This window comes from Pseudomonas sp. F8002, assembly GCF_013385495.1.
In the GTDB taxonomy this organism is placed as follows: Bacteria; Pseudomonadota; Gammaproteobacteria; order Pseudomonadales; family Pseudomonadaceae; genus Aquipseudomonas.
The window spans coordinates 1-10,541 of sequence record NZ_JACAPW010000063.1 but is presented as its reverse complement, the minus strand read 5'-3'; the positions used below and the strand labels follow the sequence as shown (position 1 = coordinate 10,541).

At 64.9% G+C, this 10,541-nt stretch carries 8 protein-coding genes; 7 read left to right on the top strand and 1 reads right to left on the bottom strand.

The window, feature by feature from the left end; translation table 11 throughout:
* Positions 1-129: 129 nt before the first annotated feature.
* Entirely contained in the window at positions 130-1,122 is a 993-nt protein-coding gene (locus HX811_RS31710) for a P1 family peptidase (RefSeq protein WP_003218615.1), read from the bottom strand.
* A 306-nt stretch (positions 1,123-1,428) separates the two neighbouring features.
* On the opposite strand from HX811_RS31710, the gene HX811_RS31705 reads away from it, so the two are divergent.
* The 7 genes from HX811_RS31705 (at position 1,429) to HX811_RS31675 (ending at position 10,430) form a co-directional block, all read left to right on the top strand.
* Complete coding sequence (locus HX811_RS31705; RefSeq protein ID WP_177048868.1) at positions 1,429-3,867, top strand: TonB-dependent siderophore receptor; 2,439 nt, start codon at positions 1,429-1,431, stop codon at positions 3,865-3,867.
* Positions 3,868-3,925: 58 nt separating this feature from the next.
* A complete protein-coding gene (locus tag HX811_RS31700; protein WP_177048866.1) occupies positions 3,926-5,263 on the top strand; it encodes an LLM class flavin-dependent oxidoreductase in 1,338 nt (445 codons plus the stop codon).
* Entirely contained in the window at positions 5,260-6,177 is a 918-nt protein-coding gene (locus HX811_RS31695; RefSeq protein ID WP_177048864.1) for a 5'/3'-nucleotidase SurE, read from the top strand. Before HX811_RS31700 ends, HX811_RS31695 begins: the two co-directional genes overlap by 4 nt.
* The gene (locus tag HX811_RS31690; RefSeq protein ID WP_177048862.1) at positions 6,174-7,163 is read left to right on the top strand and encodes an LLM class flavin-dependent oxidoreductase; all 990 of its coding nucleotides are present in this window, start codon (positions 6,174-6,176) and stop codon (positions 7,161-7,163) included. Before HX811_RS31695 ends, HX811_RS31690 begins: the two co-directional genes overlap by 4 nt.
* Positions 7,160-8,146, top strand: coding sequence for an LLM class flavin-dependent oxidoreductase (locus tag HX811_RS31685; RefSeq protein ID WP_177048860.1), 987 nt, complete (start codon positions 7,160-7,162; stop codon positions 8,144-8,146). Before HX811_RS31690 ends, HX811_RS31685 begins: the two co-directional genes overlap by 4 nt.
* Before the next feature lie 159 nt (positions 8,147-8,305).
* Complete coding sequence (locus HX811_RS31680) at positions 8,306-9,298, top strand: LLM class flavin-dependent oxidoreductase (protein WP_177020867.1); 993 nt, start codon at positions 8,306-8,308, stop codon at positions 9,296-9,298.
* Positions 9,288-10,430, top strand: coding sequence for an LLM class flavin-dependent oxidoreductase (locus HX811_RS31675; RefSeq protein WP_003218626.1), 1,143 nt, complete (start codon positions 9,288-9,290; stop codon positions 10,428-10,430). The genes HX811_RS31680 and HX811_RS31675 overlap by 11 nt, the downstream gene beginning before the upstream one ends.
* Positions 10,431-10,541 lie beyond the last annotated feature (111 nt).

Below are 10,541 nucleotides of genomic sequence, written 5' to 3'. Positions count from 1 at the left end.
GCCCCAATAAGCCCGAGGCCGAACGCAGGTATTGCGCAGCGGGTAAACCGGCAGGACGCCGGTTTAGCCGCGCCGGGCCATGGATGGCCCGTCGCGGCGGCCCGCGGAGTAACGGATATACACCCCACCCTAACCCCGCGCAGCAAACACCCCCCGAGCAATCGACCGAGCCACACAATCAGCCGCCGCCGACCCAATCCGCCCAATCTCCACCTGCCGCCGAGGCCCATCCGCCACCTCCACCGCCCCCGAAGCCAACGCAAAAACCGTATCCCCATCAAACGGCAAATGCGCCGGCCGCACCGCCCGGGCAATCCCGTCCTGCGCCATGATCGCCACCCGCTTGCACTCCGCCACCGTCAACCGCGCCGTACTCGCCACCACCACCAGCGTGGTATTGGCCCCCGCTTGCAGACGCCCCATGGAATCCAGCCGCGACAACTCCGGCATCGGATCACTGCAATCCATCTCCGTCACCGGCCGCGCCCCACCAAACTCCCCCGCCACCTCCCAGGGCCAGGCCCAGAACGTCTCGCCATCCGGCATGTAGACTGAACCAATCGGGTTAGCCACCACCAACGCGGCAACCACCAACCCATCGCCCAAATCCAAGGACGCCGTCCCCAGCCCGCCTTTCAGCACCCCGGCCATGGCCCCACGCCCGGCCCCGACAGAGCCCAGCTCAAACTCCGGACCGGCATTGGCCAGCGCCTCAAACCCCAGCCGCCGGTAAGGTGGCTCCAGGCCCCAATCCTTGTCCCCGCCATTCGCCAAATCATGCAACACCGCCGCCGGCACGATAGGAATCGCCGGCGCACCCGGCTTCAAATGCAACCCCACCTGGTCCTGGGACAACTTCGCCGCCACCGCATCCGCCGCCGCCAGGCCAAACACCGAGCCACCGGCAAACACCAGCGCGTGCAGCTGGCCCACCATGTTCTCCGGCTCCAGCGCCGCGGTTTCGCGACCACCTGGGCCTCCACCGCGAATGTCGATACTGGCAGTCCAGAAACCATCCGGGCGGATCACCGTGACGCCGGTGTCGGCGTACAGGTCTGTGGCGTGGCCAACCTCCAGGCCGGGAATATCAGTGAGAGCGTTGCGCGGGCCAGGTCTAGGCATACAGAAAAGCTTCCTTGGGTTTAGGTATGGCGTGGGGAGAGCAAGGGGTGTGCCAAGGAGGCGCTCCCCCGGCCCAGCGTACGCTAGCAGCTTCGCGAAAAAATCCCCTGCACAAAAACCAACACCCTGCCCTCCCGCCTGTTAGAAAAACACCACCCGCCCCGTAAACCCTCCAACAACTCCTTGTTATCCAAGACTTTTCAGCGATGGCACAGCCTTTGCTCTCCTGCCTCCACCAGAGCTTGAACTTAACAAGCCGTCCTCGAACAAGGCCCGTTGCCTAACCACACTGGAGTGTTGCACATCATGAATCCATCACGCGCCGCAGGCCGCCGCCAACCCGGCAAGGCTTTCGCCCATACCCTGTTGTTCCTCGCCGTGTGCGAGGCCGTCAGCTACAGCAGCCTGACCCTCGCCGCCGACGCCCCGGTCAGCGATAACCCCCTGGACACCGTCGTGGTCATCGGCAACCGTGGCCAGGCCCGCACCCTGGCCGACAGCCCGGCGCCGGTGGACGTGATTTCTTCCAAGCAGTTGCTCGCCACCGGCCAGGGCGACCTGACCCGTGCCTTGAGCAAGGTGCTGCCGTCCCTCAACCAGCCGGCCTCGTCGGGCTTCGGTTCGACCTCGATCGTGCGCCCCATCAGCCTGCGCGGCTTGAACGGCGACCAGGTGCTGGTGCTGGTCAACGGCAAGCGCCGCCACAACAGCGCGCTGCTGAACAACGCCACCTCCCTCAACTCCGGCTCGCAACCGGTGGACCTGGACATGATCCCCACCGCCCTGGTGGATCACATCGAAGTCCTGCGTGACGGCGCCTCGGCGCAATACGGGTCGGACGCCATCGGCGGCGTGATCAACATCGTGCTCAAGCAAACCGACCACGGCGGCAGCTTGTCCACCACCTACGGCCAGAACTATGAAAACGGCGATGGCGAAACCGTGCGTCAAACCGGCAATGTCGGCCTGGCCCTGCCCAACGACGGTTTCATCAACCTCGCCCTGGACGTGAAGAAACAGGACGTCTCGGACCGTTCCGATGCGGCGCCGTACACCGACAGTGCCGGCAACACCAGCCAACGCCACACCTACTACGGCACCGGCTTGCCCGAGGCGAAGAACTTCAGCCTCGGCTACAACGCCGAGCTGCCGGTCGCCGACGCGCTGACCCTGTACTCGTTCTCGACCTACACCCACCGCAACTCGGAAAAGCCCCTGGCATTCCACCAGCCGCCGTCGTTCAACGGCATCCAGACCCCGTACCCGGAAGGTATCGAAGACAACCTGCGCTTCATCGAAGACGACTTCCAGGTGGCGTTTGGCGGCAAGGGCCAGGCCGCCGGCTGGGACTATGACCTGTCGAGCACCTACGGCCAGGACCATGCCCGGGCCACCCTCACCGACACCTACAACCTGAGCTACGGCCCGAACTCACCGACCTCGGTCGACACCGGCGTAAAAACCTTCAGCCAGTGGACCAACAACCTCGACCTGACCCGCGCCTTCGACCTCGGCCTGTACAAGCCGACGCAGATTTCCTGGGGCCTGGAACAGCGCTACGAAGACTACAAGATCGGCAAGGGTGACCTCGCCTCCTACGCCAGCGGGCCGTTCGACACCGGTGCCAACGGCGCGATCATTCCACCCGGGACCATTTCCGGTGCCGGTACCACCCCGGCCGACGCCGCCGAAAAAAGCCGCATCAGCCTCGCGGGCTACGGCGAGATCGGCCAGGACCTCACCGACAAATGGCACGTGGACCTGGCCGGGCGCTACGAGCACTACAACGACGGCTCGGGCACCACCACCAACGGCAAGTTCTCCACCCGCTACCAGCTGACCCCGATCCTGGCCTTGCGCGGCACCGTCAGCACCGGGTTCCGCGCACCGTCCCTGGCCCAGCAGATCTACAGCTCCACCTCGCAAACCAGCGTCAACGGGCAACTGTTCGACTACCGCAACGTGGCGGTGAACTCCGATGTGGCCAAGGCCCTGGGCGCGACCACCCTCAAGCCTGAAAAGTCGACCAACTACAGCATCGGGCTGACCCTGCAACCCACTGACAACACCAACATCACCCTGGATGCCTACCAGATCGTGATCAAGGACCGCATCGCCCAGACCGGTTACCTGGGCGGCACGCCGCAAATCAGCGCGATCCTCGCCGCCGCCGGGCTCAACCCGAACCAGGCGGTGACCTACTTCACCAACGCCCTCGACACCACCACCCGCGGCGTCGACCTGGTGGGCGACTACCGCCAGGACATCGGTGCCTATGGCAGCCTGAAATACAGCGCCGGCTTCAACTGGAACACCACCCAGATCGACTCGATCCACGCCTCGACCGTGGCTGCCCAGGCCCTCGGCCCGGACGGTGGCTATGACCGCCAGCGCCAGGGCAACCTCAAGTACGGCTTGCCGCAATCCAAGCTGCTGCTGGGCACCACCTGGACCTACGACAAGGTTGAAACCAGCCTCAACCTGACCCGCTACGGCTCCTACACCGAGTACGGCACCGCCGAGATCTACGACCGCAACTTCGCGCCGACCTGGATCACCGACCTGAACATCGACTACCACCTGACCAAGGCCGTGACCCTGAATGCGGGGGCCAACAACCTGTTCAACAAGTACCCGAAACGCACCGACCTGGTAAGCAGTTCCGGCGGCTTCCCGTACGGTACCTTTTCGCCTTACGGCACCACCGGTGGCTATTGGTACACCGGCGTGACGTACGCCTTCTGACCCAGCCCGCGGGGCCGGTTTGCCGGCCCTGCGCCTGACCTTTTGCGGGAGCCTGTCCATGACCCGACGTACCGATCAACTCAAGCTGGGGGCCTTCCTGGCCAACAGCGGCCACCATGTATCGGCCTGGCGCCATCCCCTGGCCCAGGCGGATGCCAGCCTGGATTTCGAGCACTTCAAACACATCGCGCAAACCGCCGAACGCGGCAAATTCGACGCCTTGTTCGTCGCCGACGTGGTCGCCCTGTGGGGCCATCATCATGACGCCCTCAGCCGCACTGCCCGCGCCGAACACTTCGAACCCTTGACCCTGATGGCCGCTTTGGCAGCCGTCACCAGCAACATCGGCCTGATCGCCACCGCCACCACCAGCTACAACGAGCCGTACCATATCGCCCGCAAGTTTGCCTCCCTCGATCACCTGTCCAAGGGGCGCGCCGCCTGGAACCTGGTGACCTCGGTGGTCTCGGATGAGGCCTGGAACTTCGGCCGCGAAACCCATATCGACCATGGCGACCGCTACCAGCGCGCCGAAGAATTCCACGATGTGGTCAAGGGCCTGTGGGACAGCTGGGACGACGACGCCTTCACCCGCGACAAGGCCAGCGGGGAGTATTTCGACCCGGCCAAACTGCACACCCTGAATCATCGCGGCGAACATTTTTCCGTGCGTGGCCCACTCAACGTCGCCCGCCCTCCACAGGGCCATCCGGTGCTGGTGCAGGCCGGTGCGTCGGAACCCGGCAAGGCCCTCGCCGCCCGCGTTGCCGAGCTGATTTTTGCGGTCAACCATGACCTGGCCGGCGCCCAGGCTTTCTATCAAGACATCAAGCAACGCGCCGCCGCCTTTGGCCGTGACCCCGACCACATCAAGATCCTGCCCGGTGTCACCCCGTTTATTGGCGAAACCCGCGAACAGGCCCAGGCGCTGTTCGAAGAGTTCCAGGCCCTGGTGGACCCGGTGCTGGGCCTGCGTTTCCTGGCCGACACCCTGGGCGATGACATCGACCTGTCGGGCTACGACCTCGACGGCCCGCTGCCGGAAACCCCGGTAGGCCAGCGCGGCAGCCGTCGCGACAAACTGCTGGAACTGGCCCGCAGCCAGAACCTGAGCATCCGCCAGCTGTACCTGCACCTGACCGCCGGCAACCCGGTAATCGGCACCGCCGAAGACATTGCCGACTTCTTCGAGCAGTGGTTCGAAGCCCGTGCCTGTGACGGGTTTAATGTGTTCTTCCCGTACTTCCCAGGCGGCATCGACCTGTTCGTCGAGCAGGTGATTCCACTGCTGCAGCAACGCGGGCTGTTCCGCACCGAATACGAAGGCACCACCCTGCGGGAAAACCTCGGCCTGCCGCGCCCGGCCAATCGCTTTACCCAGGGAGCCACACCATGAAGCGCAGCGCATGGATGCTGGCAGTCGGCAGCCTGTTCGTCTCGAAGGCCTTTGCCCTGAACATTTTGCTGAGCAACGACGACGGTTATCAGCACCCCAATATTCGCGCCCTGTACACCGAGCTCAAGGCCCAGGGGCATACGGTGCGGATTGCCGCACCGCAGGCCGACCAGAGCGCACGGGGCGGTGCGTTTTTCTTTGGTCGCGAAGTCACCGTTGGCCATGACGACGACCCGGCCTACCCCGACAGTTACTACATCAGCACCACTGAAAACGGCGTGTGCCAAAGCCCCGAATGCGCCGGTAAAGACGTGCAGATCGAAATCAGCGGCACGCCGGTGATGGCCTTGCTGATGGGCCTGAAAAAAGTCATGCCCCACCCCGACCTGGTGATCGTCGGCCCCAACCCCGGGAATAACCTGGGGGCGATCAACAGCGCTTCCGGCACGTTCAACGTCGCCAGTGTCGCGGTGCAGGCGGGCATTCCGGCGCTGGCGGTCAGCACCGATTTGAAGGAGGCAGACCCACAACGCGCGGCGCAACTGGTGGCGAAACTGGTCAATGCCCTGGGCCAGCATCGCCAGCCCGACGGCGCGCTCTTGCCCAAGGGCCTGGGCCTGAATATCAACCTGCCAAAAGACCCACGGATCAAGGGCGTGAAACTCACCCGCATCGGCAGCTACGTGGGTTTTGAAGCGGTGTACACCGACGACCTCAAGCAATTCAAACTGCCGGGCAAACCCGGCATCGGCTTCCAGTACAGCCCCGCCGCCACCGCCGAGCAGCAGAAGCAGGATGAGGCGGTATGGCTCAACAAGGGTTACCTGACCATCAGCCCGTTCAGCGGCCTGCCGGAGTCGATCAACGCCGGCCCCGCCCTGCAAAAACAACTGGCCCGCGAGGTGCAGCCATGAGTTCGCGTTTTTCCCTGGGGTTTCTCAGCCGCGTCTACAGCCCCGGCTTCGAGCCCAAGGTCTACCGCGACACCGTGGAGTTGTTCAAGGTCGCCGAAGAGCTGGGCTTTGACAGTGGCTGGGTGGCGCAGCATCACTTCGCCAGCGAAAACGGCCGCCTGCCCTCGCCCCTGGTATTGCTTGCCGCCATCGCCCAGCGCACCCGGCGGATCAGCCTGGGCACCGGGATTATCGTGTTGCCCCAGGAAGCGCCGCTGCGCCTGGCGGAAGACGCCTCGGTGCTGGACCTGTTGAGCAATGGCCGGCTGGAGCTGGGCCTGGGTGCGGGTTTTGATCCCGACACGTTCACCGCATTCGGTCGTGAGCCTGAGGCGCGCCACCGCGATTATGAGCAGCACCTGCAACAGTTGATCCATGCCCTGGGCAACGCCCCCCTGACCGACAGCGGCTCGCGCCTGTTGCCACGGGCAGCCGGCCTTGGGCAGCGAATCTGGGAAGCCACCTCACGGGTGGAACGGGTGGCCGAGCGCGGCCACGGCCTGATCATGGCGCCCAACCCGCACCTGCCGCCCGAAGCCGGGGTAGAACTGGTCAAGCGCTATCGCAACGCCTGGACCGGTGACAACGGCACCCCGCCCCGTGTCACCCGGGTACAGGCGCTGATCCCGAACCCGGACGCCGCCACGCGCAACGATATCCAGGCCTACGTGCAACGCCAACAGAGCATCGGCGTGTACAAGGCGCCGGTGGATGATGATTTCGACGCCACCCTCAGGCGCCTCGGCATCCTGCACGGCCCGGTCGAGCAGATCATCGAGCAGTTGCAGCAAGGGCCGAGCCTGACGGCCAACGACCACCTGGTGCTGCAAGTACAGACCGCCAGCACCCCGCTGCGGGAGGCGATCCGTGCCCTGGAAATCATCCGCGAACAGATCGCCCCGGCCCTCGGCTGGCAACCGACACTGCCCCAAGGAACCCTGACATGAGCTTCAAACTGGGCTTTCTCAGCCACGCCTTTGGCGACGATCCACAGCAGGTCTACCGCGACCTGATCGAACAATTCGAAGTCGCCGAGGCCCTCGGTTTCGACGGTGGCTGGATTGCCCAGCACCACCTGAGCAACGGCTTCGGCCGGCTGCCGTCGCCGCTGGTATTGCTGGCGGCGGTGGCCGAGCGAACCCGGCATATCGAACTGGGCACCGGGGTGATCGTGCTGCCTTTCGAAGACCCGATCCGCCTGGCGGAAGACGCCAGTGTGCTCGATGCCCTCAGCGGCGGCCGGGTGCAATTGGGCCTGGGCAGCGGCGGCGCCAACCTCGACAATTTCAGCGCGTTTGGCCGTGATGCCGTGCAACGCCAGGTCGATTTCAGCGACCACCAGCAGCAGGTCCAGCAGTTACTCGACGGCGAGGCATTGATGCCCCACAGCGCGCTGACCCTGCAACCGCCAGCAACCGGCTTGAGCAGCCGCTTGTGGCACTCCCACGGCAGCCTCGAAGGCGCGGCATACACCGCCAGCCAGGGCAACGGCTTGCTGCTGGGCACCGCCACCCACGATCCGCTGACGGTGCAAAAACCCCTGGCCGATGCCTACTTGAATGCCTGGACCCGCACCGATCGCCCACCGAAAATCGGCGTGGTGCGGGCAATTTTCCCGGCAGCGGATCGCGCCGGTGCCCAAGCGGAACTGGCGGTGGATATCGAGCGCCACATCCCGCGCCTGCAACGCGAAGGCCTGATCGATCAAGCCGTGGACCTGCAGGAGCACCTGCGCCTGATGAACGTGCACCACGGCCATCCCGACGAAGTGATCGCCAGCCTGCAACAGGACCCGTCCCTGCTGCCCTATGCTGACTACGTGATCGCCGTGGTCCAGGCCGAAAGCTCGACCCAGGCGCAGATCCTCAAGCGCCTGGAAATCATCGCCCGGGACATCGCCCCGGCCCTCGGATGGCGAGGACGAGAGTAGGATGATCAAACGCCCTGAAAGCGTCAGCTCCCGTAGCAGCTGTCGAGTGAAACGAGGCTGCGTAGCGGTGTGCCAGATACACCGCGAACGCAGCCTCGCCGGGGCTCGACAGCTGCTACGACGACGCGTGATGCTGATGCCAAACTATGGAGCCCGTGTATGCCCCTTGAATTCAGTTGGTTGATGCCCCTCTGTACCCCCGACTGGGCGGCGCGGCCGGGGCAGTGGATCCAGCTGGCCCAGGCGGTGGAATACGCCGGCATCGACGGCCTGTGGATCCCCGGCGGCGCGCTGTGTGCCGACAGCCTCGGTGTGGCGGCGGCGTTGTGCGCCCACACCCGACGGGTGCAATTGTCGGTGAGCGTACCGCCGGAAGTCATGCTGCCGGCGGCCCTGGCCACCACCCTGCAAAGCCTGCAATCGATCAGCAGCCACCGGGTGCGCCTGCACTTGCCCGACGGCGAACAAGGCAGCCTGCGCAGTGCGTTTGGCGAATGGCTGAACCGCGACCAGCGCAGCGAACGCATCGGCGAATACCTGGAGATTCTCCAACAACTGCTGGCACCGAATGACGGCGGCCTGGATTATCAAGGCCGCTATTTCCAACTGGAAAACGCCGGCGTCGCCCGCCGCGAACTGCCCGCGCCGCCACTGGTGCTGGACGACAGCCAAAGCCACGCGCTGGTGGCTGGCCACGCCCAGGTCTGCCTGTTGCGGCCTGGGCATCCGCAGTGGCTGGCCCAGGAAATACAACGCTGGCGCCAGCTTCAGCCGGGCCTGGCCTTTGCCTGTACCTTCGGCCTGGTCATCGGCGACAGCGAGGACCTGGCCTGGGAAACCGCCGCCGCCCTGCTGCCGACCCAGGACCTGCCCAACCATCGCATCGCCACCGTGCCCCGCGACCGTCACCCGTTGCGCCAGTGGGAGATCCACCCGAACCTGCTGCAACTGCACCCTGGCCAACCGTTGATCCTGGTGGGCACGCCCCGCCAGATCGCCACGCGCCTGCAGGAACTGCACGGCCTGGGCCTTGGCCACATCATCCTGCAAGGCGGCCCGGCGGTCGGCGAAGTGCTGCGCTTTGGTGAACAGATCCTGCCGCTGCTTTTTCGACACGGCCTGCGCAAGGAGCGCCTGCACCATGAACACTGAGGTTCGCCCCCCGATCCAGCTCGACTGGTTCCTGCCCACCAATGGCGACGGTCGCCACCTCACCAGCAGCGGCCTGCCCAAGGTCGGGCTGTTCCAGCAAGGCGAACGTGCCCCCACCCTCGATTACCTGCGCCAGATCGTGCGGGCTACCGAACAGGCCGGGTTCGACGGAATCATGGTGCCCACCGCCAGCGGTTTCGAGGATCCGTGGCTGATTACCGCGGTGCTGGCCCAGGAGGTGCGGCGGCTTAAATTCCTCCTGACGTTGCGACCAGGCATGGAGCTGCCGGCCTATACCGCCCACCGTGCGGCGACCTTGCAATTGCTCAGCGAGAATCGCCTGGCGTTGCATGTGGTGACGGGGTCCAGCCGTTTTGAGCAGCGTTCGTTGGGGGATTTTCTCGAACACGATGAGCGTTATGCGCGTACTGCGGAGTTTTTGCAGGTGTTCCAGGCGGTGTGGGCTGGCAAGCAGCCGGCGCATCCGGGGCGCTACTACCGCAGTGGGATCAACACGCCGGTGGCGCCTGGGGCCGAGGTGCCGGCGATCTATTTTGGGGGTGCCTCCGAGGCTGCCGAGCAGGTGGGGGCTGCCCATGGGCAGACGTACCTGATGTGGTGTGAGCCGCCGGCGATGATTGCCGAGCGGGTGCTGCGGATGCGTGAGTTGGCCGCGATGCAGGGGCGGACGTTGCGCTTTGGGTTGCGCTTGCACATCTTTGCCGATCGCACTGACGAGGCGGCCTGGGCGCATGTGGAGCGGCTGTTGGAGGAGATACCCAAGGACGCCATTGACCAGGCGCAGCGGCAGATGGCCAAGTATGAATCGGTGGGGCAGAGTCGCCAGACCGAGTTGATGAAAGGCCGTGGGCGTGGGGCGCGGGAGCTGGAGGTTTCGGCCAACCTCTGGGCCGGTGTGGGCCTGGTACGGGGCGGGGCCGGGACGGCGCTGGTGGGGAGTTATGAGCGGGTGGCGGAGCGGATCGAGGAGTATCACCAGCTTGGGGTGGACAGCTTTATTCTCTCGGGGTTTCCGCATCTGGAAGAGTCGATTCATGTGGGGGCGGAGGTGTTGCCTTTGTTACGCAGGATTGGGGCTTCGGGGAGGGATGTTGAGGTGGGTCGGGGTTGATTGAGTACATATCCGTTTCTTCGGTTATGGCTGATATTGGTTCCGCTCTTACAGCGGCTCACTTTTGAAAAGCGCAAAAGTAAGCAAAACGCTCTTGCCCCACCACTCGGC